Annotated in this window: 26 protein-coding genes and 1 riboswitch; of the genes, 9 read left to right on the forward strand and 17 right to left on the reverse strand. The window is 45.4% G+C overall.

The window, feature by feature from the left end:
* Nucleotides 1–25: 25 nt before the first annotated feature.
* Entirely contained in the window at nt 26–1822 is a 1797-nt protein-coding gene (locus ACY3LV_RS09750) for a M3 family oligoendopeptidase (RefSeq protein WP_464863696.1), read from the reverse strand.
* Nucleotides 1823–1955: 133 nt separating this feature from the next.
* Here ACY3LV_RS09750 and ACY3LV_RS09755 point away from each other — a divergent pair, with 133 nt between their 5' ends.
* Nucleotides 1956–2810: an oxidoreductase gene (locus ACY3LV_RS09755; RefSeq protein ID WP_333560852.1), complete on the forward strand. Its 855-nt coding sequence runs from the start codon at nt 1956–1958 to the stop codon at nt 2808–2810.
* Between the two features lie 77 nt (nt 2811–2887).
* Nucleotides 2888–3349, forward strand: coding sequence for a metalloregulation DNA-binding stress protein MgrA (gene mrgA / locus ACY3LV_RS09760; RefSeq protein WP_148964064.1), 462 nt, complete (start codon nt 2888–2890; stop codon nt 3347–3349).
* A gap of 41 nt (nt 3350–3390) precedes the next feature.
* Here mrgA and htrB read toward each other — a convergent pair whose 3' ends face one another.
* Entirely contained in the window at nt 3391–4767 is a 1377-nt protein-coding gene (gene htrB / locus ACY3LV_RS09765) for a serine protease Do-like protein HtrB (protein WP_148964065.1), read from the reverse strand.
* Nucleotides 4768–5042: 275 nt separating this feature from the next.
* Between htrB and cssR the strand changes: the two genes are divergently transcribed.
* Nucleotides 5043–5720, forward strand: coding sequence for a secretion stress-responsive two-component system response regulator CssR (gene cssR / locus ACY3LV_RS09770; protein WP_464863697.1), 678 nt, complete (start codon nt 5043–5045; stop codon nt 5718–5720).
* Nucleotides 5717–7072 carry a secretion stress-responsive two-component system sensor histidine kinase CssS gene (cssS, locus tag ACY3LV_RS09775; protein ID WP_464863698.1) on the forward strand — a complete coding sequence of 452 codons (1356 nt, stop codon included), beginning with the start codon at nt 5717–5719 and terminating at the stop codon, nt 7070–7072. The genes cssR and cssS overlap by 4 nt, the downstream gene beginning before the upstream one ends.
* Before the next feature lie 28 nt (nt 7073–7100).
* Here cssS and spxO read toward each other — a convergent pair whose 3' ends face one another.
* On the reverse strand, nt 7101–7265 hold the full coding sequence (gene spxO, locus ACY3LV_RS09780) for an anti-adapter protein SpxO (RefSeq protein ID WP_019715675.1): 165 nt from the start codon (nt 7263–7265) through the stop codon (nt 7101–7103).
* A 168-nt stretch (nt 7266–7433) separates the two neighbouring features.
* Here spxO and ACY3LV_RS09785 point away from each other — a divergent pair, with 168 nt between their 5' ends.
* Entirely contained in the window at nt 7434–8309 is an 876-nt protein-coding gene (locus tag ACY3LV_RS09785) for a TetR/AcrR family transcriptional regulator (RefSeq protein WP_148964068.1), read from the forward strand.
* Between the two features lie 40 nt (nt 8310–8349).
* On the opposite strand, the gene fumC is transcribed toward ACY3LV_RS09785, so the two are convergent.
* Complete coding sequence (gene fumC, locus ACY3LV_RS09790; protein WP_333560856.1) at nt 8350–9738, reverse strand: class II fumarate hydratase; 1389 nt, start codon at nt 9736–9738, stop codon at nt 8350–8352.
* A 66-nt stretch (nt 9739–9804) separates the two neighbouring features.
* Nucleotides 9805–9990, reverse strand: a complete 186-nt coding sequence (locus ACY3LV_RS09795) for a YvzF family protein (protein WP_087991098.1) — start codon at nt 9988–9990, stop codon at nt 9805–9807.
* 117 nt (nt 9991–10107) lie between these two features.
* Between ACY3LV_RS09795 and ACY3LV_RS09800 the strand changes: the two genes are divergently transcribed.
* From ACY3LV_RS09800 to ACY3LV_RS09810, 3 genes are read left to right on the forward strand one after another with little or no spacing between them, the layout of a single operon-like run.
* Nucleotides 10108–11556: a spore germination protein gene (locus tag ACY3LV_RS09800; protein WP_464863699.1), complete on the forward strand. Its 1449-nt coding sequence runs from the start codon at nt 10108–10110 to the stop codon at nt 11554–11556.
* Complete coding sequence (locus tag ACY3LV_RS09805) at nt 11525–12622, forward strand: spore germination protein (protein WP_464863700.1); 1098 nt, start codon at nt 11525–11527, stop codon at nt 12620–12622. Before ACY3LV_RS09800 ends, ACY3LV_RS09805 begins: the two co-directional genes overlap by 32 nt.
* A complete protein-coding gene (locus tag ACY3LV_RS09810) occupies nt 12619–13734 on the forward strand; it encodes a Ger(x)C family spore germination protein (RefSeq protein WP_464863701.1) in 1116 nt (371 codons plus the stop codon). Before ACY3LV_RS09805 ends, ACY3LV_RS09810 begins: the two co-directional genes overlap by 4 nt.
* An 8-nt stretch (nt 13735–13742) precedes the next feature.
* Here the strand turns inward: ACY3LV_RS09810 and liaR are convergent, their stop codons facing one another.
* The 11 genes from liaR to ACY3LV_RS09865 all read right to left on the reverse strand — a co-directional run bounded on the left by liaR (nt 13743) and on the right by ACY3LV_RS09865 (nt 23761).
* The gene (gene liaR, locus ACY3LV_RS09815; RefSeq protein WP_087991102.1) at nt 13743–14378 is read right to left on the reverse strand and encodes a two-component system response regulator LiaR; all 636 of its coding nucleotides are present in this window, start codon (nt 14376–14378) and stop codon (nt 13743–13745) included.
* On the reverse strand, nt 14356–15438 hold the full coding sequence (liaS, locus tag ACY3LV_RS09820; RefSeq protein WP_148964073.1) for a two-component system sensor histidine kinase LiaS: 1083 nt from the start codon (nt 15436–15438) through the stop codon (nt 14356–14358). Before liaS ends, liaR begins: the two co-directional genes overlap by 23 nt.
* Nucleotides 15435–16160 carry a LiaRS two-component regulatory system accessory protein LiaF gene (liaF, locus tag ACY3LV_RS09825; protein ID WP_464863702.1) on the reverse strand — a complete coding sequence of 242 codons (726 nt, stop codon included), beginning with the start codon at nt 16158–16160 and terminating at the stop codon, nt 15435–15437. The genes liaS and liaF overlap by 4 nt, the downstream gene beginning before the upstream one ends.
* 33 nt (nt 16161–16193) lie before the next feature.
* Nucleotides 16194–17069: a LiaG family protein gene (liaG, locus tag ACY3LV_RS09830; RefSeq protein WP_464863703.1), complete on the reverse strand. Its 876-nt coding sequence runs from the start codon at nt 17067–17069 to the stop codon at nt 16194–16196.
* 99 nt (nt 17070–17168) lie between these two features.
* Nucleotides 17169–17849 (reverse strand): stress responsive protein LiaH, encoded by a 681-nt coding sequence (liaH, locus tag ACY3LV_RS09835; protein WP_464863704.1) that lies wholly within the window; start codon nt 17847–17849, stop codon nt 17169–17171.
* 26 nt (nt 17850–17875) lie between these two features.
* Entirely contained in the window at nt 17876–18256 is a 381-nt protein-coding gene (liaI, locus tag ACY3LV_RS09840; RefSeq protein WP_464863705.1) for a cell envelope stress-induced membrane anchor protein LiaI, read from the reverse strand.
* A gap of 161 nt (nt 18257–18417) precedes the next feature.
* Complete coding sequence (locus ACY3LV_RS09845) at nt 18418–19686, reverse strand: MFS transporter (RefSeq protein ID WP_148964078.1); 1269 nt, start codon at nt 19684–19686, stop codon at nt 18418–18420.
* Between the two features lie 174 nt (nt 19687–19860).
* On the reverse strand, nt 19861–20442 hold the full coding sequence (locus ACY3LV_RS09850) for a cob(I)yrinic acid a,c-diamide adenosyltransferase (protein WP_464863706.1): 582 nt from the start codon (nt 20440–20442) through the stop codon (nt 19861–19863).
* Between the two features lie 22 nt (nt 20443–20464).
* On the reverse strand, nt 20465–21793 hold the full coding sequence (locus ACY3LV_RS09855) for an ABC transporter ATP-binding protein (RefSeq protein WP_464863728.1): 1329 nt from the start codon (nt 21791–21793) through the stop codon (nt 20465–20467).
* On the reverse strand, nt 21793–22854 hold the full coding sequence (locus ACY3LV_RS09860; protein ID WP_333560863.1) for an iron ABC transporter permease: 1062 nt from the start codon (nt 22852–22854) through the stop codon (nt 21793–21795). Before ACY3LV_RS09860 ends, ACY3LV_RS09855 begins: the two co-directional genes overlap by 1 nt.
* The gene (locus ACY3LV_RS09865) at nt 22817–23761 is read right to left on the reverse strand and encodes an ABC transporter substrate-binding protein (RefSeq protein ID WP_464863729.1); all 945 of its coding nucleotides are present in this window, start codon (nt 23759–23761) and stop codon (nt 22817–22819) included. Before ACY3LV_RS09865 ends, ACY3LV_RS09860 begins: the two co-directional genes overlap by 38 nt.
* A 105-nt stretch (nt 23762–23866) precedes the next feature.
* Nucleotides 23867–24006, reverse strand: a riboswitch (cobalamin riboswitch).
* Between the two features lie 152 nt (nt 24007–24158).
* On the opposite strand from ACY3LV_RS09865, the gene ACY3LV_RS09870 reads away from it, so the two are divergent.
* Entirely contained in the window at nt 24159–24950 is a 792-nt protein-coding gene (locus tag ACY3LV_RS09870) for an SDR family NAD(P)-dependent oxidoreductase (protein ID WP_087991112.1), read from the forward strand.
* 37 nt (nt 24951–24987) lie between these two features.
* Here ACY3LV_RS09870 and ACY3LV_RS09875 read toward each other — a convergent pair whose 3' ends face one another.
* Nucleotides 24988–25866 (reverse strand): SMP-30/gluconolactonase/LRE family protein, encoded by an 879-nt coding sequence (locus ACY3LV_RS09875; RefSeq protein WP_464863707.1) that lies wholly within the window; start codon nt 25864–25866, stop codon nt 24988–24990.
* Between the last annotated feature and the right edge of the window lie 29 nt (nt 25867–25895).

Consider the following 25895-nt stretch of genomic DNA (forward strand, 5'->3'; position numbering starts at 1 on the left):
AGGCGTATGACGCCACGGCTTTTCTTTAAGATTCAGTCATTTGCAAAAAGATTTCCGCGTCCCGCACAGCCAGCTTGATGGCATTCTCCCAAAAACCGCGCTTCGTAATGTCAGCGCCCAAATGCTTCATCGCCAAATCTTCCACGGTCATAGAAGCCGTATCTCGCAATAGCGCGATATACTTCTCTTCGAACGCGTTTTTTTCTTCAAGCGCCAGTGCATAAATGCCGAGAGAAAACAGATAACCGAACGTATAAGGGAAATTGTAAAACGGCACCCTCGTGATATGAAAGTGGAGCTTCGACGCCCAAAAGAGCGGATGATACTCTCCTAACGCATTGCAGTATGCCTCTTTTTGCGCCTCCTCCATCAGCTCATTCAGACGGTCTGCCGGTACTGCTCCCCGCTTTCGTTCTTCGTGAAACCTCGTTTCGAATAGGAATCTGGCATGGATATTCATGAAGAAAGCAACGCTTCTTTGCACTTTATCCTCGAGAAGGACAAGCTTTTCTTCCTTCGTCTCCGCCTGCTGAACAGTCGCGTCTGCCACAATCATCTCGGCAAACGTTGAAGCCGTTTCCGCTACGTTCATCGCGTAGGATCGGTTTAACGGCCTGACGTTGAGCATCGCTTCCTGATGGAACGCGTGCCCGAGCTCATGGGCAAGCGTTGATACATTTGAGGCGCTTCCCGAAAATGTCATGAAAATCCGCGATTCCCCGCTGTCCGGAAAGCTCGTGCAAAAGCCGCCGACTCTTTTTCCGCTTCTGTCTTCCGCTTCTATCCAGCGGTCCCGAAACGCTTTCTCAGTGAAAGCGGAAAGCTTTTTGCCAAACGTTGAAAACTGGCTGACGATAACATTTGCGGCTTCATCATATGAGTAGACCTTTCCATCAGACCCAATTGGGGCCTCAACATCGTACCAGCTGAGCTTTTCAAGACCGAGCATGGACGCTTTCCGGTTCAGAAACTGAACGAACGGCTGCTTGTTTTCGGTGATGACCTGCCACATCGTATCCAGTGTTTCTTTTTTCATCCTGTTGATTTGCAGCGGCTCCTTCAGGACATCCTCCCAGCCGCGCGCATGATAGGTTTCAAGCCGGAATCCCGCCAAATGATTCAGCGTGCTGCTGAAAATATCCTGCTTGCTTTTCCACGCTTGATGCAAACGTTCATATATTGTTTTTCTGACAGCACGGTCTTGATGAGCCAGCATATTTTCAGCCTGACCGACAGACAATGGCTTGTTCCCGCCATTTTCCTCATACGGGATCGTCATTTTCCCGACAACCATATTGTATAAGTCACTCCAAGCGTGATATCCGTCCACCGCAAGGTTTCCAATCAGTTTTTCTTTACCGGGGCCGAGCTTTTCGGCGACCCTCTGTCTTCTTTCATTTAATATGTACGATACATCGCATAATCCCGGTTTTGTTAACAATTCATTCCACACGTCTTGTTCAATGTCCACAAGCTTATGATCTAATGTGACGAGAGAGGACTGAAAATCTGCAGAAAGCTGATGCATCAGCGATTTATACTCATTAGCCTTGTGATCACTGATATTTTGAGCCTGAAGACAAGCGACAAAAGCGCCGGCCTGCTGAAGCTTGACGGATATCTGTTCGAATACATCAAGTATTGCCGTCAGCCCTTCAGCCTCTTCAGACGATTCGGGCACCTGAAACGCATCCGTCATGTCTTGAAATGCACGCAGGATTTGTGACAGTTTTTCGATATATCCCTTGAATTCTTCTGACTGGCTCCCGCCCTTAAAAAATGAATCAATATCCCATCTTTGGTCTACCCCTTGCAACGCCATAACATAAAACCCCTTTCCTTCTTTGGTTTTATTATAGAATAATTCCGAATTATTGTATAAAAATTCTTTTATAAGCGTCATTTTCCGTTCATGATTGTACAATAGCTGTAGCAGTTACATGAGGAGGTTTATGATGAATAAAAAAATCGCAATCGTAACAGGAGCGTCAAAAGGCTTTGGCCAGCTGGCAGCCGTGAAGCTCGCCAAGTCATTTTTCGTGATTGCCACAACAAGACAGCCTGAGAAAGCAGAAGAGCTTCGGGAATTGGCCGCAGCACACAATGTGGCTGATTCTATTCATATTACCGCTCTCGATGTCACCGATGAGCAATCCATCGCCTCATTTGGAAACGCCGTTAGCGCTTACGCTCCCATTGATCTTCTCGTCAACAACGCAGGAACGGCTTACGGGGGATTTGTCGAGGATGTCCCGATGGAACATTTCAGACAACAATTTGAAACGAATGTCTTCGGAGTAATTCATGTGACAAAAACCGTTCTGCCTTACATAAGAAAGCATAGCGGAGCAAAGATTATAAACATGAGCAGCATCAGCGGTCTGACCGGATTCCCCGCGCTGTCGCCTTATGCCTCTTCTAAGCATGCATTGGAGGGTTTTTCTGAGAGCCTGCGTGCGGAGCTGCTTCCGTTCGGTATCCAAACCGCATTGGTCGAGCCTGGCTCATACAAGACATCGATCTGGTCAACCTCATTATCACATTATATGTCGGTGCCTGCTGACGATTCAGCCTATCATCAATACTACAAAAAGATCCTTTCCTACGTTGAAAAAAACGCAGATGAAAGCGGAGATCCTCAAGAGGTTGCCGACCTCATATATCAATTGGCGACAAAACAGCATCTAAAGAAATTGCGATACCCGATCGGAAAAGGCATCAAGCTCACCTTGTTATTCCGATCGCTTTTTCCTTGGTCTGCATGGGAGTCTATCCTAAAGAAAAAACTATTCAGCTCATCTAAATTATAATTATTATAATTTAGTATTGATTTTTAATTAATATGTTGTATAATTAAATTAACAGATCACAAGGAGGACGTTATCTTATGAAAACTGAAAACGCAAAAACAAATCAAACATTAGTTGAGAATTCAATGAACACACAATTATCAAACTGGTTTCTTTTATACTCTAAGCTCCACCGTTTCCATTGGTATGTGAAAGGGCCGCATTTCTTTACATTACATGAAAAATTTGAAGAACTGTATGACCATGCGGCGGAAACACTCGATACCATTGCTGAACGCCTGCTGGCGATCGGCGGCCAGCCTGTTGCCACATTGAAGGAATACACTGAGCATGCGTCTATCACTGACAGCGGAAACGAAACATCAGCGTCAGAAATGGTACAAGCATTGGTAAACGACTACAAACAAATCAGCGGCGAATCTAAATTCGTGATCGGCCTGGCTGAAGAGAATCAAGACAATGCGACAGCGGACTTATTTGTCGGATTAATTGATGAAGTTGAAAAACAAGTGTGGATGCTTTCCGCTTACTTAGGATAAAAAAAGCTGAACCCTTTTCGGGTTCAGCTTTTTGATTACTCCTAGCTTGAGCTGCTTTCTGTCTGCTTGGTCAGTGTCACGTTCAAGGTTTTCGTTTTTCCGTTTCGCAGCACTTGAATTGTCGTTTTATCTCCGACTTTCAAGTCTTTGTAAAGGATCTGACGGATATCCGCGCTGCTTTCCACGTCTTTACCGTTTAGTTTGACAATGACATCCTCAGATTTAATACCTGCTTTTGCCGCTGGTGAATTTGCCTGAACTTCTTTTACATAAACACCTTTGCCCAATTGATCTCCAAACAGGCCGAGCGTATTTTCCTGATACGTTTCCGGTACTTGTGACATGTCAATCATTTGCACGCCTAAAAACGGACGATCTACCTTTCCATTTTCCAGCAGACTGTCAACAATCGGCTCGACATCATTGCTCGGGATCGCAAATCCAAGTGACTCTACGCCGCTTTCGCTCACCTTCAAACTGTTGATGCCAATGACCTGGCCGCTTGCATTGATTAACGGGCCTCCGCTGTTCCCCGGATTGATCGCTGCGTCAGTTTGCAGCACGTTCATTTCCACCGTGCCTTGTGTGGTATCCACATCAATCGTCCGGTTCAATCCGCTGATGATGCCTTGTGTCACCGTACCGGAAAACTGCTGTCCGAGCGGATTTCCGATGGCGATTACTTTTTCTCCCGTACGCAGCTGTGAAGAGTCACCGAAGCTCGCCACTTTTTTGATGTTTTTGCCGCTGATTTCCAGAACAGCCAAATCAGTAATGGCGTCGCTGCCGACAAGCTTGGCAGTCTCTGTTTCTCCGTTGTATAACGTGACAGTCAGCTTATTCGCGCCTTCAACGACATGGTTATTTGTAATGATATACGCTTTATTACTGTCTTTTTTGAAAATGACGCCTGACCCGGTTCCGCTTTCACTTTCTGAGCTGGAACCGCCTCCCGTGCCGAAAGTGTTATTTTGCGAGGTTTGGATATTTGAGATTCCGACAATCGTCGGCTCTAAATCCTCTACCATATCCGCGACGTTTGAAGCATTCGTGATCGGTGTCGTTGTAAAATTATCTGACTGCACCTGTTTATTGGCGGAAGCGGTCTCGGTCGTCTGATCTTGATCCGACGGCAGATAAGGCGCGATCCCGAGCATCAGGCCCCCGCCGATAATCCCGCCTAAAATCGGGCTCAGCCATGCGGCTCTTCGTTTCTTTTCTTTTTTCACAGCCGTTTCTGTCTTTTCCATTTCTAAAGCGGAAGCCGTTTCTTTCCGTCCCGCTTCATACGAAACAGGCGCGTCAAGCAATTCCTGTTCAGGCTGGTTAATCTGCTGCCGGTTTTCTGTATCCTGATGTTCTGTATGTGAAGATTCTGTTTGATGTTGATCATTTTGGTCATCACGTCGATAATCCATGTTCTTACACTCCTTTAACGGTTTTTCATTTATCGTTACATATTCATCGCATGTACAAGTTCAATTGTCCCAATGATGAGGAGAAAAGCAAAGCACCAAAATAGAATATGTTTGATCATCCTGCATCTTCCTCGCTCTTTTTCTTCCTTTCTTCCCTTATACATATCATAAACAAACATTGTGGGATAAAAATGAAAAGAATATGTGAAATTATGAAAATCGCCTGCCTTATGTTAAAACTAGTTTATAATGACGTTGAAAGGATGTGAAGAGCCTTGTCATACACCATTTATCTAGTTGAAGATGAGGATAACCTCAATGAACTGCTGACGAAGTATTTAGAGAATGAGGGCTGGAACATTACATCTTTTACGAAAGGTGAAGACGCCAGAAAGAAAATGACGCCGTCTCCCCATCTGTGGATTCTCGATATCATGCTGCCGGATACCGACGGCTATACATTAATAAAAGAAATCAAAGAGAAAGACCCTGACGTGCCTGTTATTTTTATTTCCGCCCGAGATGCAGATATTGACAGAGTGCTTGGCTTAGAGCTTGGCAGCAACGACTATATTTCAAAGCCTTTCCTGCCGCGGGAGCTGATTATACGTGTGCAAAAGCTGCTGGAGCTCGTTTATAAGGACGCTCCGCCTGTACAAAAACATGAAATCGCCGTCTCCTCGTATCGGGTCTCAGAAGACGCCCGCGAGGTTTATGATGAAAACGGAAATATCATCAATTTAACGGCGAAGGAATTTGATCTGCTGCTGTTATTTATCCATCATAAAGGACACCCATACTCTCGTGAGGATATTCTCATTAAAGTATGGGGATATGACTACTTTGGAACAGACCGGGTCGTTGATGACCTCGTCCGGAGACTGCGCAAAAAGATGCCTGAATTGAAGGTGGAGACGATTTACGGGTTCGGCTACAGGATGATGACATCATGAAAAACAAGCCGCTCTCGTTTCAAATATGGGTTGTCATATCCGGCATCCTGTTAGCGATATCCATTTTGCTGCTTGTGTTATTTTCAAACACGCTGCGCGATTTCTTCACCAATGAAACGTATGCGACGATTGAAAATGAACAGCATGTTCTGACGGAGTACCGCCTGCCGGGTTCAATTGAAAGGCGCTATTACAGCGAGGAAGCCACGGCGCCGACAACCGTCCGCTCCGTACAGCACGTGCTTTTGCCTGAAAATGAAAAATCTTCTTCAGACAAGGATTTAAGCATTCTGTCGTCTTCGTTTATCCATAAGGTGTACAAGCTGGCCGATAAACAGAAGGACGAAAAGAAACGGTACAGCGCAGACGTCAATGGAGAGAAAGTATTTTTTGTCATCAAAAAGGGGCTTTCCGTCAATGGACAATCAGCTATGATGCTCTCTTACGCGCTTGATTCTTATCGGGACGATTTGGCCTATACCCTATTCAAACAGCTTCTGTTTATTATAGCTGTTGTCATTTTATTAAGCTGGATTCCGGCCATTTGGCTTGCGAAGTATTTATCAAGGCCTCTCGTGTCATTTGAAAAGCACGTCAAACGGATTTCCGAACAGGATTGGGATGACCCAGTGAAAGTGGATCGGAAAGATGAGATCGGCAAATTGGGCCATACCATTGAAGAGATGCGCCAAAAGCTTGTGCAAAAGGACGAAACAGAAAGAACCCTATTGCAAAATATCTCTCACGATTTAAAGACGCCGGTTATGGTCATCAGAGGCTATACGCAATCGATTAAAGATGGGATTTTTCCTAAAGGAGACCTTGAAAATACAGTAGATGTCATTGAAGGCGAAGCTCTTAAGCTGGAGAAAAAAATAAAGGATTTATTATATTTAACGAAGCTGGATTATTTAGCGAAGCAAAAAGTGCAATACGATATGTTCAGTATCGTGGAAGTGACAGAAGAAGTCATTGAAAGACTCAAGTGGGCGCGAAAAGAATTATCGTGGGAAATTAATGTAGCGGAAGACATTCTGATGCCTGGCGATCCGGAGCAATGGAATAAACTTCTCGAGAATATTCTGGAAAATCAAATCCGTTATGCTGCGGCAAAAATAGAAATCAGCATGAAACAAGATGATCGGAATATCGTGATCACCATTAAAAATGACGGCCCGCATATTGAAGATGAGATGCTCTCCAGCCTCTATGAGCCTTTTAATAAAGGGAAGAAAGGCGAATTCGGCATTGGTCTCAGCATCGTAAAACGAATTTTAACTCTTCATCAGGCGTCTATCTCAATTGAAAATGACAAAACGGGTGTAACATATCGAATAGCCGTTCCAAAATAGACTGTAAATGCTTTTGCAGTCTATTTTTTCATGTAAAAGAATAGCCGTTAAAATCTCTGTAATTTGTTTTGAGCGGCTGTTTGCATTGATGAACCCATTTTTTCTCTGACAAGGTCTGCTTCGGATATTTGACTTTCTCCACTTTAATTCCTCTGTTTCGCAAGCGGCTGATCATTTCATCCAATTCTTTCATTTAAGATTCACCCTTTCGCTTGAGCTTTGACCGTTTGGTCATCTCAACTTATAATATAAATAATACATGATAAAAAAACAAGTTACAATAAGGTTAATTTTATAACAGAAGGTGTGACTATATGGTCATATCCTATGCAGGCCCCCGGGCTCCGAAAGGGTGGAACCATTGAAGGAAAAAGAAAAGCTGATTATTGAAACAGCCTTAAAACTATTTGCCCAAAAAGGATATAACTCAACATCAGTTCAGGAAATCGCAAAAGCATGCAAAATATCTAAAGGCGCTTTTTATATTTATTTTCCTTCGAAAGAAGCGCTTCTTCTGTCTATGCTGAATTACTATTACGATAAAACGTTTACCCGAATTTTAAATATACAAACGAAGGGTGACAGCCCCAGAACAGCTTACCGTAAACAGCTGACCGTGCTCTATGAAAACATCCTTGAACACAAGGATTTTATCGGCATGCAGATGAAGGAGGGTTCTCTGCCTTACACAGCAGAAGTGGAGCAATGCGCAAAAAAAGTCCGCCAGTCCTCACTTCAATTTCATATCGACAGCCTGCTGAACATTTACGGAAAAAAGGCGGAACCGTATACTGCAGAGCTTTGTTTCTTAATAGAGGGCATTAGCCAGATTTATCTGGAATGCATGATCCTGCTCGGCCACACTGTGAAGCCTGACCAATTAGCTGATATCATGATGAATAGAATTGATGATATGGTACAAGGCATGTCTGAACGAAACGATAAGCCTTTCGTCACATTGGAAGAGGCAAGCTCTTTATTTGGGCCTCTTACGCACGGACGGCCTGACCCGCTGACTGAATCGATTGTGAAAAGCCTTCGTGACAAAATTAACAGCTTAAACACAAACTCCTCTCTTGAATTATCGGAGAGCTTGGACATACTTGAAGCAGAAATGAAGAAAAAAACACCGAAGCTGGCGATCATAAAAGGGATGATCCATAATCTGACGGAGTCTGAAACTCTCGCCAAAGATGCGGAGCAGCTTAAATATCTATTAAAACAGCAGTATATTTAGAAGAACGGCTGCTTAAACAGCAGCCGTTTTTTTCTTTCTATTACGCCTTTGGTTTTACCATATCTTCCGGCTTAACCATTTCGTTAAATTGCTCGTCTGTCAGCAATTCAAGCTTCAAAGCCGCTTCTTTCAGCGTCAATCCCTCTTTATGGGCGAGCTTGGCGATTTTCGCCGCGTTTTCATATCCGATATGCGGATTCAGCGCCGTAACGAGCATTAATGAATTTGACAGGTTTTCCTGAATGGTTTCTTTGTCAGGCTCAATACCGACAGCACATTTATCATGGAAGGAATTCATGCCGTCACTCAGCAGCTGCACAGACTGCAGGAAGTTGTAAATAATCACAGGCTTAAACACGTTCAGTTCAAAGTTCCCCTGACTCGCCGCAAAGCCGATTGTCGCATCGTTCCCCATGATTTGCGCTGCGATCATTGTTAATGCTTCACTTTGTGTCGGGTTGACTTTACCAGGCATAATGGAGCTGCCCGGTTCATTTTCAGGGATGACAATCTCCCCGATGCCGCAGCGAGGTCCGCTCGCAAGCCATCTGACATCGTTCGCGATTTTCATTAAGTCAGCCGCAAGCGCTTTTAATGCGCCATGTGCATAAGTGATTTCGTCATGGCTTGTCAGCGCGTGGAATTTATTCGGCGAGCTGGTGAACGTTTGGCCGGTCAGTTTTGTGATCTCTTCTGAGACAAGCTCTCCAAACTCTGGGTGAGCGTTGATTCCCGTTCCGACAGCCGTTCCCCCGATTGCCAGCGCACGCATTTTTTCTGTCGCTTCCAACATCATTTCCTTCGAACGATCCAGCATGTAAACCCATCCGCTGATTTCCTGTCCGAGCGTCAGAGGCGTAGCATCCTGAAGGTGCGTGCGCCCGATTTTGACAATATCGTTGTATGCTTTCGCTTTTTCATCCAATGTATTGCGAAGCTGGTCAAGCGCAGGCACAAGCTGCTCGTAAACAGCCAAAACAGCGGCCACATGCATCGCTGTCGGGAATGTGTCGTTGGAGCTTTGGCTGCGGTTCACGTCATCATTTGGATGAATCGTTTGATCAGAGTTCTTTTCTTTTAATAGAGCAGTCGCGCGGTTGGCTACCACTTCATTCATGTTCATATTGCTTTGTGTGCCGCTTCCTGTCTGCCATACGACAAGCGGGAAGTTGTCATCGTATTTGCCTTTGAGCACATCATCACAAACCGCTGCAATCGCTTCCGCTTTTTCCGCATCCAGATTGCCAAGGCGTTTATTAGCGAGCGCTGTGCTTCGTTTTAATATTGCAAACGCCTTCACAACACGCATCGGCATTTTTTCAAAACCGATCTTGAAGTTCTCCTTGCTTCGCTGTGTTTGGGCGCCCCAAAATTTGTCAGCTGGAACTTTTACTTCTCCCATGGTGTCTCGTTCAATTCTGTATTCCATTTATGTATCCCTCCATAACGGTTGCTTCAATAGATCATAATTCGCCAGTGACACAAAAAATCCTTTTTATTTTTCGATCTTGGCTGATTTTAATTTTAATTCGAGATATACGCGGGAATCCTTTGAATATTTGTACTTTGGATTCGTCCTGCCGTACTCCTTTGATGTATAGGAGACATCATAATTCTTTTCAAAAGATTTGATGAGCTGTTCGATTTCTTCTTGTTTTCCTGCGAGTCTTACCTGTGCCACTCCGTATCCTCCGCTTTCATAAAAAAACTTCTGCCATGAAATACTGTAACACAGTATATCATTTATTTAACAGGAAAAGATAACCTCTACTAAGGTTTTGGACAAGAGGTGACCTCGTTGGAACAAACAGAGTTTAAGGAATATATACACGATAATTTAGCATTGGTGCTTCCTAAATTAAAAGAAAACGATGATCTAGTAAAAAACAAAAAAATGCTCTCCAACGGGCTTGTTTTTTACTATCTCTATTTTAGTGAACTGAATGATCAGCAGAAGGTTTCAGAATCGATGCAAACCTTAATCAAAGATGAAGAGACACTCACGCTTGATCAGGTCAAAAAACGTCTTGACCAGCTTGACGCAAGACCGGTTAAAACCGCGGAAAAAACGGTCAAGTCTATTCTTAGCGGCAATTGTGCTGTATTTATTAACGGATTGGATCATGTCTATATCCTGTCTACAGGAAAGAAAAAAACCAGAAGCCTGGCAGAGCCGACAACTGAAAAAGTGGTTCGCGGACCAAAAGTTGCGTTTGTGGAAGATATCAATACAAATCTCGCTCTGATCAGACAAAGAACCTCTCATCCGAAATTAACCACTAAAAAAATCATGATCGGCAAAAACGAGCTGAAGCCGGCGGCCATTATGTACATTGAAGGCAGAGCAAAAAAGTCCGTCATCAAAGAAGTGAAAGCGCGGCTTAAAAATGTCCAGCTGGAGGATATTCAGGACAGCGGAACGCTTGAGGAGATCATTGAAGATAATAAATATTCGCCGTTTCCGCAGATTCAAAATACGGAAAGACCTGACAAGGTATCGTCTGCCCTATATAACGGCCGGGTGGCCATTTTGGTCGACAGTTCACCATTTGTGCTGCTGGTCCCGGTTTCTCTCGGTGTACTGATGCAATCTCCGGATGACTACTATGAGCGTTGGATCTCAGCATCTCTTATCCGATTGCTGCGTTTCGCTTCTATCTTCATCACCTTGTTTTTGTCATCGATTTATATCGCACTCGTGTCCTTCCACCAAGGGCTGCTCCCGACAGCGCTTGCTGTCACGATTTCGGCAAACAGGGAAAACGTGCCGTTTCCGCCGATATTCGAAGCCCTGCTGATGGAAGTGACGATCGAGCTTCTGAGAGAAGCCGGGCTGCGCCTCCCGAATCCGCTTGGCCAAACGATCGGTCTTGTCGGGGGCGTTGTCATCGGACAGGCGGCTGTAGAGGCGAATCTCGTCAGTTCGATTATGGTCATCGTTGTCAGCGTCATTGCCCTTTCATCATTTACCGTTCCCCAATACGGAATGGGGCTTTCTTTCCGGGTGCTGCGTTTTATTTCGATGTTTTCCGCCGCTATGCTCGGGCTGTACGGGATTATTTTATTTATGCTTGTGATTTATACGCACCTAACGAGACAAACGAGCTTTGGATCTCCGTATTTTTCTCCAAACGGATTCTTCAGTTTGAAAAATACGGATGATTCCATTATCCGTCTCCCAATTAAAAACAAACCAAAAGAGGCGAATAATCCAAATGAGCCAAAAACAGACTCCAATCAAACTTAATACCTTCCAGGGGATTTCAATTATAGCGAATACGATGCTCGGGGCCGGTCTTTTAACATTGCCACGAGCGCTGACCACTAAGGCGAATACTCCTGACGGCTGGATCGTGCTGATATTAGAAGGTGTCTTTTTTATCTTTTTTATTTATTTAAATACGCTCATTCAAAAAAAACATCAATACCCTTCTCTGTTTGAGTATTTGCGGGAAGGGCTTGGGAAATGGATTGGCAGCATCATCGGCCTTTTGATTTGCTGTTATTTTATTGGTGTGGCCAGCTTTGAAGCCCGGGCAATGGCCGAAATCGTTAAATTTTTCCTGTTAGAGAGAACGCCGATTCAAATAATTATTATTACGTTTATCTGCTGCGGGATTTATTTAATGATCGGCGGCCTGAGTGATGTGTCACGGCTGTTTCCGTTTTATTTAATGGTTACAATCATTATTTTGCTGGTTGTATTCGGTATCAGCTTTAAAATTTTTGATATCAATAATTTGCGCCCGGTACTAGGCGAAGGCTTCTCTCCGATTGCCAATTCACTTACTATCGTTTCCATCTCCTTTTTAGGGGTGGAAATTATGCTTTTTCTTCCTGAGCATATGAAGAAAAAGAAATATACATTCAGATACGCGACGATTGGATTTCTCATTCCGATTACTTTATATATCATTACGTACATCATTGTTGTCGGAGCTTTGACTGTGCCTGAGGTTAAAACGTTAATCTGGCCCACCATTTCTCTCTTTCAGTCCTTTGAGCTAAAAGGCATATTCATCGAACGGTTTGAATCGTTTTTACTGATCGTTTGGATCATTCAATTTTTCGCAACATTCGTCATTTACGGTTATTTCGCTGCAAGCGGGTTAAAAAAGACGTTTGGCTTATCTATCAAAAAAGGATTGATTCTTGTCGGTGCGGTTACCTATTATTTTTCCCTGTGGCCGAGCGACACCAATCAGGTCATGATGTATAGCGATTACCTCGGATACACTTTCGTCTTTCTGTTTTTACTGCCCTTTATACTGTTTTTGATCGTTGCGCTCAAAAGGAGGCTAACAGAAAAATGATAAAAAGCGTTCTAATTGTTTTCGTGTGCACCCTTCTGCTTACCGGCTGCTGGGACAGCAGGAACATTGAGGAATTGAGCCTTATCGTCGGCGAAGGTCTGGACAAACCGAAAGATAAGAATTTGGAGCTGACACAGCAAATTCTTGTTCCTAAAAAAATCAGCACGAAAGAAGGCTCATCCTCAGACCCGACTAAACTCGTATCAACAAAGGGGGAAACCGTTCATCAAATACTGAGGACTTCCGCATTGAAAAACTACCCTACTTTTTCTCAGCATTTGCGTGTTATTCTGCTGTCAAAAGAGTTACTTGACGGTCATACAGGAATGGACGCGCTTATTAATCAATTTGTCAGAGACAATGGTACAAGAAGGAGCTCGTATATGTTTGTCGCTGACGGCAAAACGAAAGATCTGCTGAAGATGACTGATGAGGGAAATCCAGCATCCAATGTCATTTATGAGCTGACAGAGAATAACAGTGTGACGATCAGAATGATGGATCCCGTTACATTAGGAGAGGTCTCAGCACACTTGACCTCTGACGATACTTTTGCAATTCCTCATGTCGGCAAAGAAAACGGCAAACTTGCGATTACCGGGGCATCCATCATCAAAGATCGATTATGGCACGCGGACTTAACACCGGGCCAGGTGCAAAACATGAACTTATTTACCGGTACAGTCAAAGGCGGTGTCATCGACTTGAAGCATGACGGCTACTTCTTTTCTTATGAGGTCTATTCAAGCAATCGAAAGATCAAGACAGCGTACAAAGATGGAACGTTCAAATTCACTGTGACCCGCAACATCGAAGGCCGGCTGTCTGAGGATTGGAACCCGAAAGAAGATTCATTTAAGGATTCATATATTAAAGAAATTGAAAACATCCTCGCTAAAAGGTTACACAAAACAGTCACGGGATTTGTAAACACACTCCAAAAGGATATAAAAGCCGATCCTACCGACTTAGGAAACGAAGTCAGAATCCATTATCCGCACAAGTGGAAAAAGATTTCAACCAAATGGGATGACTATTTTGCAAAGGCTGAAATCGAGTACAAGGTCAATGTGGTAATCAGAGACTTCGGGACAAAAGGAGCGACCAAATAACAGATGACCTATTTTACGAGGTGATGACGATGCGCGTAAACGGCCGCTTGCGTCCTGTCACTGACATCGAGTTTTGATAACATATTGGTGATATGGGTTTTGACTGTTTTAATAGTGATAAACAGTTCCTCGCCGATTTCTTTGTTTGTTTTTCCTTCTGCGACCAGGCAGAGAATTTCAAGCTCCCGTTTTGTCAGTGATTCATGCGGGAGCGCGTGTTCACCTGAGTGGCGCAGCCGGGATAATACTTTCCCCGCCACTTTTGATTCCAGCATCGGCTCTCCCTTGCTTGCGGCGCGGATGGCATCGGCGATTTCCGCCGCTTTTGAGGTTTTCAATAGATAGCTGAGCGCACCCGCTTCAATGACCGGGTACACTTTGTCATCATCAATGAAGCTCGTGAGCACAATAATTTTCGGATCTGGGAGCTCCCGGCAAATTCGCTTTGTGGCTTCAATGCCATCCATGCCCTCCATGACAAGATCCATTAAAATGACATCTGGCGACAGTTCAGCAGCAAGCCGCACGCCTTCGCTGCCGTCAGCCGCTTCGCCGATGACTTCAATATCGGGCTGCGCCTCTAAAAAAGCCGCGAGCCCCATTCTGACCATTTCATGATCATCAATCAATAATACTCGAATCACGTTCGTTCTCTCCTTTTTCTTCCGGAAAAATCGGAACCTTCACTTCGATTTGTGTGCCTTTTCCTTCGACTGAGATCACTTCGGCGACCCCGCCGATTTCACTTGCACGTTCTTTCATAGAGTTTAAGCCGTATGAGGATGCTTTCACCTGATTCATTTTAAAGCCTTGTCCATTATCAATGACCTTGAGCCGGAGCTGATTGTTCTTTAAGCCGAGAATCACGGATACTTTTGAGGCTTTTGAATGCCTAAATACATTTGAAAGAGCCTCCTGCACGATTCTGAACAAATGGTCTTCAACACCCTTAGATATCGGGGTGTCCTGAATATCCCACTCAATATCAAGCGTCTGTTTCTTCCGGAACTCGTCCAAAAGCTCCGTAAGCCCCTCCTTCAGCCCTTTCCCTTCTAAGGTAACAGGCCTTAAATGGAGCAGCAGCGCCCTCATTTCATTTTGAGCTTCCCCCGCCATATGCTCGACCATCTTGATCCGCTTGACTGTTTTACCGTCAGCATCTTTGACGTGTTCCAACACAGCCGATGTCATCATCGATATGGCAAAAAGCTGTTGGCTGACTGCGTCATGAAGATCTCTTGCCAATCGCTGGCGTTCTTCTGAGATGACTGACTTCTTCATTTGCGCCTGCCATTCCGCACGTTCATTGGAAAGTTTCTGCAAGGAAGCGACTTGAAGCTCCACGCGCTTCGCCATTTCATTCAGCTGATCGGCGGCCAGGCCGATTTCATCATCTCCCAGCGGCGGTATTCGATAAGCGAAATTGCCGTTTTCAAAGGTTAAAATCGATTCGACCAAGGTATCAACCCTTGTCTTCAGCCGGTTGCCGTACATATACCCTGAGGCAAAGCCAACCGTCACGCTGATCAGCAGCAATATCAGGATAAACGGAATTCCAAACCAGCTTGACGACAGTAAAACAAGCGGATCGAGCCGATAATAAAACATCATAAAGGAGATCATGCAAGCAAAAAGGAGCAGACTGATACCCGTAGTCATACGGATGGCACGCCACTGGAGACTGGCAAGCAGTTTTTTTCTCATACGTACTTCACATCCACATCACCGATAAATAAGGAAACGGACACTTTGATCCGGCGCTTTGACTCGCTGAAATCGGATGACGCGGCATATACCTTCGTGCTTAATCCGCTTTTCTTTGAGCCGATCAGATTGATATCACCGATAAAAACGGCCGAGCTGGCAGCCACTTCAAGGTCTGATGGCACATAAATATCAACGTTTCCAATGACTCCGCTAATGACAATTGTACTTTCTCCCTCGGGAATCATCGCTTTAGACAAGTCGATTTTAATATCACCGATAAAACCAGAGATATTGAGATCATTCAGGTCAAACGGCTGCTTCATCATTTGCAGCTCTCCGATAAAAAAGCTGCGCATGTCGGGATGTTTATCATCTTTTGCCGGCTCATGCCATTCTTTTTTATTGAGATCGACCCGTTTCTCATTCGGTTCGAATATCGGCTTTCCTTTGACAAGCCTGTACCCGGCGTAAATCAGAAATGCGGCAAACGCATAGCCGAATAAATTAAAGGTGATGCTGAAGAGGTTTTTCAAGAATAAAAACGCGGCAAAGATGTACATGACGGAGCCGAGCCAATCACGGGAATATTTTTTCAAAAAATAGCCGGCAATCAGAAAAAAGAGCGGCCAAAACAGCAGATCGCCTATTCCAATAATTTGTAAAAACATACTGATGCCGAATAAAGCAATGATCAATCCGAGAAGCTGTTTTTTTGTCATTCCTGGTGTCCGCCTCCTTTCTTCTGCCTGGTGCTACCGTATCACTAGATCCCCGCTGTCCGTTTTGATATCAATTGGATGCCGGCCGCTTCCTTGCGAGCCTGTAATGTGATGATGATCTTTATGTGCTGTATCAGCAAATGAATACGGCGAACTGACGCTCCCGCTCGCTGATTTAGCCTTGACTGTAAAGCTGCCGTTTTCGGGAAGGCTCAGATCAGCATCACCGCTTGTCAGCGTGACAGATACAGGACCTGATACCTTTTTCAGTGCGGCATCTAAGTTTCCTGAAGTCAGCTTCACATCAAGAGAGCCTGATACATCAGCCAGATTCGCGTCTCCTGAAGCTAAATCAATGTCGGCTGTTTTGGAGACCGTATTGGAAATGGTGACATCGCCGGACGATCCCTTTACTTTCATGTCTTCTTGAAGGCGGACGTCCGTCACTCTCATATCTCCGCTCGCAGATGCTGCGTTCAGCTCAGTAAGCGCAAGACGCTGATTCCCGTCCACAGATATGTCCCCGCTTGAGGTCCGCACCGTCAGATCACCTTTATAATCATATGGAAGCCGGACGACAAGGAAAGAACGGTTAAACCCATTCAAAAATTGAAATTCTTTTTCCTTTGCGGTCAGCTTCAGTTTCCTTTTGCTTTCAGTGACAAATAACTTTCCCGATTTTCCTGAGATACCTGCCGATATGTCATTTCGTTCTTCCGCTATGATCCGGACATTCTTGTGATCCGACTCAATGACCACGCTGTCGATATCCCCCGGCGATGCGCTGGCTGAATCGGCTTCAGTGCCGCTTACGAATCCCAAGCCCGCAGCAAACACGTCTTTTACCACGACGCCGAAAAATATAAGAATACCAGCCATGATCAACAGTTTGCCCAGCACTTTTTTCATTCGATTTCATCCTTGTCATTCATTCTATTATAAAAGAAAAGCCTGTGAATTGTACATGCGGAAGGGAAGGACTTGTCCGCAAATCCTTCCCCGTCACGCTTATTCATTTGCTGCTTGTGATGTCTGGTCTTGTTTTTGCAGCGAGAGCGCCCGCATGTTTTCAATCTCCGCTTCCACATCATCAGCGAATTCTTTTCGTGTGAGTTCTGTGCCGGCTTCTGCTGACTTTGAATAATTCGCGCGGATTTCCATTTCCTCAATACGATTTTCAATGCGCAAAAATTCACGATACGCGCTTTCGCTGTCAATCTTGTCAAATGTCGTATTCATATGCTCTTTTGCTTTCGCGGCATTGGCCCGGGCAATCAGCGCTTGTTTTTTATCCTTTACGTCCTGAAGCTTTGTTTCCAGTGCAGCCAGCTGTTCTTTCAGATCCGTCAGCTGACTGTTGGCTTGTTCATAGGACACTTTATGCTCAGCCGCCTTCCCTTCTAAATATTTCATTTCAGTCAGTGCCTTTTTCGCCAGTTCTTCTTCACCTGCGTCAAATGCGAGCTGTGCCTGATTTTTGCGTTTTCCAGCCACCTCAGCTGCTTCTTCATATTTTTTCTTAAATTGATAGGCAATCGTGTGCTGTTTTACAATTGTTTGTTTTGCTTTTATGATGTCACTTTCCATATCACGGACATATTGATTGAGCATCACCTTTGGGTTCTCCAGTTTATCCAGACCTTCATGAACTGACGCAACAAACATATCTCTCATTCTTTTGAATACCATACCTGATTCCTCCTCATATGCTGATATTATTTTTTCTTCAAAAATTCTTCCCATTCGTCATCAAAGTGAGATTGATAGGCAGCCGAAGCCGGTTCCGGATCAAAAGATGATACACCGTTATCAGCTGATCCGTTGTTCATCAGCTTCCAGCCGTAATACACCATAGCTGCCGCCAGCGCGAGTCCGACGACAAATGGAAGTGAGCAGATGAGCATCATCGCTCCGATACCGCCTACGATAATTCCTGTGATGGTTTTTCCTGCAGCAAACCTTTTGATTCCCGCGTATGTCATCAAGCTCCCGATGGCGAGCGGGATAATAAAGCCGAAGCTTCCTCCTCCAAAAAAGACGGAGATCCCAAATACAATTAATAAGAATCCGCCGGCGGTTTTCTTGTTTATCTTCATACAGATCCTCCTTTCGTTTTCCTTGTCTTCATCTTAAACAAATTAGCATTTGCGCAAAACGAATCAGAGGTTGATTTTGATATAAGACCGGGGTCGTATCTAGTGCCGGACCCATGGGCATAAAAAAACGCCATGCGCGAGGCATGGCGTTTCAAAACCCTTTACAGATGGACGCTTGCTTCCCTTTCTTTGACCAGGTCGGCCTGTTCTGCTTTGGCCAGCTTTGTAAAAAGCAAAATGCCGATACCCGCAATAATTTCGACAACCCCTCCGACAGCGATTACAGTTCCTGAACCAAAAGCGTTAGCAGCATACCCGCAAATGACAGCTCCGGCAGGTATGGAAATATTTGAGATCATATGTATAACGGCGTAGACCTGCGGCTGATCCTCACTATCCACAGATGTCTGGATAATCGTGTACTCAGGAACATTTACAGCACTGACTGCGGCGCCAAAGGTAAACGCAGCGAGAAAGACGAGCGGCAAAAAGGTATTCATCCCGGTAATAAAGAAAGCAAATCCTTCAATAATGCCGGCAGTTACGAATAGCAGACCGTACCTGTTTACTTTGACTTTCGCCAGCACAAATCCCAATAAAAACGCGCCTGCGGCGGTAGTGGCCTTTAAAAGCGAGTAAACGATCGGCTGACCGTTTAAATCTTCCGCAACGTAAACGGCTGAGAGCGCTTCCCAAGGGGCAGCCGCGAAATTCATAAAGATACAGTAAATGGCGAGCGGATATAAAATCTGATGTTTTCTGACGAGTGTAAACCCGCGTTTCAGCCTGCCCATATATGTACCTCTCTGCGTTATGGCAGCAGACTCTGATTGAGATTCAACCGCAGTGTATTTAATAAAAAGGACGAGAAAGCCAGAAACCAAATAGAGAACAAGTGCGATAAGCATCGTATAAGAAGGGCTGATAAATGTAAGTAAAGCGCCGCACAACGTGACAGCTCCGAGCCTGACAATTTGAGCGGAGGACTGCAGCACAGCGTTTGCTTTTTGAATGCCCTGTTCCTTTACAATTTGGGGAATTAAAGCTATGGAGGCGGGATTGTAGGCAGCCCCTGTAGCAGAATGCACAATCATAAGTGTCATGACAAACCACAGCGGAGAAAAGCCCGCAAAATGACAAAGAGGAATAATTAAAACAATTGCAGCCCTTGTCAGATCTGAAAAGTACATCCAAAATTTCAGTGTGTTCTGTTTCATGAAAGGACCCGTCACAGGCGCCAGCACAGCTTCCGGCAAAAAAGTGACAGCAATCAATAATGCAGTCCCAATCGCGCCTTTGCCGCCATAAATCAAAAACCATAATATCGAATTAAATGCGAACATATCGCCGGATATCTTGACTATTCTTGAGAAAAAAAGATAATTAAAATTTCTCTTCCAGATGCTATCACTTTCAATTAAATTCACCATCTATCAGAGCCCCCTACTGCCTATTTTTTACATCTATTTGTTTCAATATCTCACTTTTCCATTTTTCAGTCAATAATTCATAAGGTTCATTTTTTGTCGTAAAATGGGTAATTGACAGAATGAAAAACAAAAAGCCGGCATGTATGGAAACACGCCGGCTTTCGTTTTCTCTTTTTATGATTCGCTGCTGTTTCGGTCCCGAAACACAATAGCACTTCTTTCATATTCTACATCGGCAATGCCGCTTCTCACATTCACTACCCGTGCGGCGGCAAAAAAATAATCAGACAGACGATTGAGATAACGCAGCACTGTTTCATGGATCTCCTCCGATTTCATCAGCGCGGCCACTCTGCGTTCCGCCCGCCTTGTAATGGTGCGCGCCGCATGGAGAAGCGAAGCGCCCTTCGATCCGCCCGGAAGAATAAATTTCTTCAATTCTGGCGCTTCTGCTGTATAGGCATCAATGCGCGTTTCTAAAAAGGAAACGGATTCTTCCTTTAGTGTATAGTCTTTTCTTTTTGTGACGATTGCCAAATCGCCTCCGCAGTCAAACAGCTCATGCTGGATGGTGAGCAGCTCGGCTATCATATCTTCAAAGCCAGGCTGCCCGGAAAGCTCTGCCAAAGCAAGCCCGACAAAGCTGTTCAGTTCGTCAATCGTGCCGTAGCTTTCGACGCGAAGGCTGTCCTTGTCCGTTCTGCCTCCGACTAGGCTCGTTTGTCCCTTATCGCCTGTTTTTGTATATAGTTTCATGCAATATGTCTCCTTTACAGACTTATTCAAACAGCTCTGCCGCCTCTTTTACACATTCAGCTGTTCCGATCTGTATCAATTGGTCAAGCCGCTTATCTATGTTTTCAGATTGACGAGCTTGTGTCGCAGCGATGAGAATATCCCCCTCTGCCCGTCTGTCCCCCAACACTTTCACCCGTTCTGCTTCGGCAGCCATAAGAGCTTTGACAAAGAATTGATCTGACACATAGCCGTTGATCAAAATCCATATCGAAAAGCCGGACATGACGCATATCGTAATGGATAGTTCTCCCTCTTCATACGTTCGATACACGAAACGGTCAAGCCTTCCCGAAGAAGCCATCGCACAAGTTTCCGCCAGTTGAAAACCGCTTTCTGCTAGGTAGGCCGTAAGCCCTTCTATATGGTCTGTCTGAACCGGCAGCAGTTTATGGATCAGCGTCCTGCTCCATGAAAACCCTGCACCGACAGGCGCGGAGGACAGGGTACGAAGCGGAATTTCTGTCTGCAGAAGAATGTCATCGCACCCCGCTTGGAGCAAAGCTTCAAATGGGATAGGTTTATGCTTCACACTGTTTTGTTCAGGCTGAATCGCAATCATCGGTTTAGGTGAGCTGTGATGGACCAATGTGGTGACATCTGTATTGTACACGGCCTTTATGTGATGTTCTGTAACAGCATATTCCGGTTTTTGCTTAGGTACGGCTGTACCGTTTTTCATAAACAAGAGCTCATCACAGTACAGGCTCGCGGTGTTCAGATCATGAAAAACGCCGACAGCCGCCAATCCATTTTCTCTTGTCAGGCGTTTGATGAGATCAAGCAGGTCTTTTTGATAAGCCAGGTCGAGAAAATTTGTCGGCTCGTCCAGAAATAAAATGCGCGGCTGCTGCGCCAAAGCTTGGGCCAAATACACCCGCTGCTGTTCCCCTCCGCTTAGATCACGGATCGATTTTTGCGCAAAAGCGGCCACTCCTGTTTGCTCCATTGCTTCCTGTACAATGGCTTCATCCTTGTCAGTCTGCTGTCTGAACAGCCCTGTTTGAAATGGATATCTGCCGAAGGCTACAGTTTCTTTGACGGTAAAGGTAAAGGCTTGATCCGTTTTTTGCGGCAGGACGGCCATCATTTGCGCCAGTTCCTTCGGTTTATAGTCAGCCAGCGGTTTGCCAGCCAGATAAACGCTGCCCTCCTTGGCCCGCAGCGTACCTGTCAGCAAGTTCAAAAGCGTAGTTTTTCCGCTTCCATTAGGGCCGAGAATACCGAGAAATTCACCCTTCTCCACTGTTAAGCTGACATTGTCGATCAGCTCGATGTCTCCATATCCCCCCGACAGCCCTTCTGCTTTTATCATAAGCTCCTCCCCCCGCGGTGCTGCCGAATTAAAATAAGGGCGAAAACAGGCGCCCCCGCCAGGGACGTAATGATCCCAATCGGCAGTTCAACCGGCTCGATGATCGTTCTGGAAAGCAGATCGGCCAAAACGAGAAAACCTGCTCCGAGCAAAGCGGACAGCGGCAGTAAATGCCGATGGTCCGTGCCCCACAAAAGCCTTGTGATATGCGGTATGACAAGTCCGACAAAGCCGATCGTGCCGGATACAGCCACAGCACTTCCCGTCAAAAAAGAGCCCGCTATTAAAATCAGCATTTTTCTCCGCTGAACACTGACCCCGAGAAGCTTTGCTTTGTCTTCTCCATATGTCATCACGTTCAGCTCTCTTCCGTTAATGATCAGTAAAATGGTTCCCAAAAGAAAAAACGGGAGGAACAGAACAACATAGCCCCAGCCTCTCATCGAGACGCTGCCTAGCAGCCAATGCACAATCGGCAGCAGGTTGTCTCCTGTCAGGGCAATGATAAGAGAAATAAACGCGCCCAAAAATGAGTTGATGATGACACCGGTCAAAATGAGGGTGGAGACAGACATCGAAGCATGAACGAGGCGGCTGAAGGAAAGAACCGCCGCAATCGTGGCAAGTGCCGCGGCCACACTCACAACCGGGAGTGTAAACCCTCCGATGACAGGAAGCTGCAGGCCGAAGAACAGGGTCACAACCGCTCCGACTGAAGCACCGGATGAAACACCGAGCGTGTAGGGATCAGCAAGCGGATTTTTCAACAGCCCCTGAAAAGCAGCCCCCGCGATAGAAAGAGCCGCCCCCACAAGGGCGGCCAGCACAACTCTCGGCAGTCTGATATTCATCATAATATTTGTGTACATCGGGTCATCAGGGCCGATAGAGCCGCCGAATCCTTCATGCCAGAAGACACGAAGGATAGCGGGAATAGGAATTTGCAGGCTGCCGCAAGAAATCCCCAAGATGATGCTCACGGCTAAAAATGAAAAACCGATGACATATGCGGCAAAACGATTATTCCTTAAACGTATCCGGATAAATGCTTTCCGCAAGTTCTTCGACCCCTTCGATCAGACGGGGACCGGAACGTGTCACGAGATCAGGATCCACATCATACACGCGATGATGTTTCACAGCATTGATTTCGCTCCAGCCAGCGCGTTTTTCCACTGCTTTCGCTTTCACTCCGTCTGTTGTAACGATAGCATCAGGATTGAGTTTTACGATCGCCTCGTCTGTCATTTGCACCCAGCCTGTTTGGTCTGCTGCTGCGTTTTTAGCATGGATGACATTGAGCATTTCATTCATAAACGTGTCTTTTCCGGTTGTGTAAATGTCGGGAGCAGGAGAAACCTCGATAAATACGCTTTTCTCCTCGTTTTTTGAAATGGTTTTCGCTTTTTCTTGAATATCCTGCAAATCTGATTTCATGCTTTTCACGAGCTGGTCGGCTTTTTTCTCTGACCCGGCAGCTTCTCCGATCATTTCAATTGATTTGTAGACCTCGGAAAATGATTGCGCATCATTGACAGTCAGCACGGTTATGCCCGCGTCCTTCAGCTGTTTAATGGCATCCGCTGACCCTGACATGGAAGACTCATGGGCAAGAACGAGATCTGGCTTTAGCGAAATGACTTTCTCAACGTTCACATTCATATCTCCGACCTTCTCAACCTTTTTGACTTCCTTTGGATATGTATCGTTTGTGGTGACACCGACCACTTTTTCACCAAGACCGAGAGCGTATGTGATTTCTGTGTTGCTCGGCATTAATGAAACAATCGTTTCCGGCTCCTTTTTGATTGTCACATCTTGCTTTGACGCATCATCAATGGTGACAGGAAACGCTTCCGTCTTTTGTTTTGCCTTGGGATCCTTCTGATCTGCCGTATTGCCGCAGCCTGCTATCATAACGGCAGCCAGCAGAAGCGCAGTCCATATTCCGGCTAGTTTTTTCATCATCTTTCCTCCTAAGTGAACTAAAAAAAGCATCTCTACGATGGTAAAGATGCTGTAAACAACACAAAAAAGCCTATTGTTTACACATCATCTGTCCTCGCAGACTTCGTGCTGATCAAACAGGCAGGTATCCTGGCTCTTGGCGCTATGGCCAATTACAGTGGCGGGACCGCACCGGCTTTTACCGGTTTCCCTATTAAGCCGGCTGTTGTTCACGGACCGGCACCTATTTGACATTCGTATCCTTTTTTCGGAGTAATTATACTATATGACTGATAGGCTTGTATATGTGTCCTGAATGACTTTTCCCCGGTATGTGTATGGGAGCAAAATCCTCGTAAACACTAAATTTGTTCTTGTATACTTTATACCATCATCAATGAAAAGGAATGATCTTATGGATTTACAGCTAAAAGACAAACTTGTCATCATCACCGGCTCGACTTCCGGCATCGGGAAAGCCGCGGCAAAAAGCTTTCTGCAAGAGGGTGCGGCAGTCATTGTCAACGGACGCAAACAGGAGACTGTCAATCGCACGGTTGAAGAGCTTTCTGGATACGGAACGGTGCATGGCGCGGCTGCTGATTTATCAAAAACAGATGAAGCAGCGGCTTTTATTGAAAAAGTAAATGAAATCGGTGATGTCGATATCCTTGTCAACAACCTTGGTTTCTTCGAGGTAAAAGACTTTGCGGATGTGACAGATGAAGAGTGGAATCAATATTTTGAAGTGAACGTGATGAGCGCGGTTCGGACAAGCCGCCACTTCCTTCCAAAAATGCTTGCCAAAAACAGCGGCCGCATTTTAAATATCGCAAGTGAAGCAGGCATCAAACCGCTTCCAACGATGATTCCGTACTCAATGACAAAAACGGCGCTGATCAGCCTTTCAAGAGGAATGGCTGAAATGACAAAAGGCACGAATGTGACGGTCAACTCAGTGCTTCCGGGACCTACTTGGACAGAGGGCGTAGCATCCTACATGGAGGGCGCCGCACAGGCAGCCGGCCAGGATACAGATACATTCATCAAAGACTATTTCAAAGTCAATGAGCCGACTTCTCTTATTCAGCGATACGCGACAGCAGAAGAAGTCGCCAACACGATCGTATTTCTCGCATCTGGCGCCGCATCCGCCATTAACGGTACGGCACAGCGTGTAGAAGGCGGCATTATCCGTTCTCTCTAATATGCAAAAAACGCATCCATGTTTCGGATGCGTTTTTTTATACGTCTCCAGCGAATGGAACGGACTGGTATCCGCCTGTTTCCAGATTTGCTGAAAACAGTCCTCCCGCGTGAGGCTGCTCGTATCTTTCTGTTTCTGTCATTTGTTCCGTTGCCGTTGTGATGTAAAGGGTTTTTAAGTCTCTGCCGCCGAACGCGCAGCACGTGACATATTTAGCCGGAACGCTGATTGAACCGATTTCTTTCTTCTGAAACGGGTCAATGTGAACAACGCGGCTGCCGCCAAACAACGCCACCCACAGCATGCCGTTTTGGTCGATTGTCATGCCGTCCGGCAATCCTTCTGATTGATCAAAACGATAGACAGGTTCTGGATTCGAGACATTTCCGCTTTCAGGATCAAACCTGTAGCGAACAATTTCCTGAGTCGGCGTGTCGATGTAATACATTAAATTCCACTCGCGGTCCCAATCCAAACCGTTCGAGGTGGAGACTTGATCTTTGATTTTGACAAGACTGCCGTCTTGATCCAAACGGTATAGCGAGGCCCGTTTTTGTTCGCCTTCCATGCTCGTCGTCCCCGCCCAAAGCCTTCCGCACGGATCACATTTCGCGTCATTAAAACGCAGGCTCTCATCCATATCCTTCGGCTGTTTGATCTTTTCCAAGCTGTCATCCTGAAGATGATACAGGTAAAATCCATCCTTCATCGTCATTATCAGTTCATCCTTGGAATATTTCGCAAGCGCCGTCACAAAGGACTTGAATTTGATCGACCGGTTGATTTTTTCTTCAGAGTCGAAGATGTGGAGCTCGCTCCCTAAGATATCAACCCAATATAAACGGCCGTTTTCTTCATCCCATAACGGGCCTTCACCAATGACTGCCCGAGTGTCTGCTTCCAATACTGCATCCATGTGTTACACCTCTTTAGCTTAAGACTATA

The sequence above is a fragment of the Bacillus sp. 11C genome, from assembly GCF_055486375.1.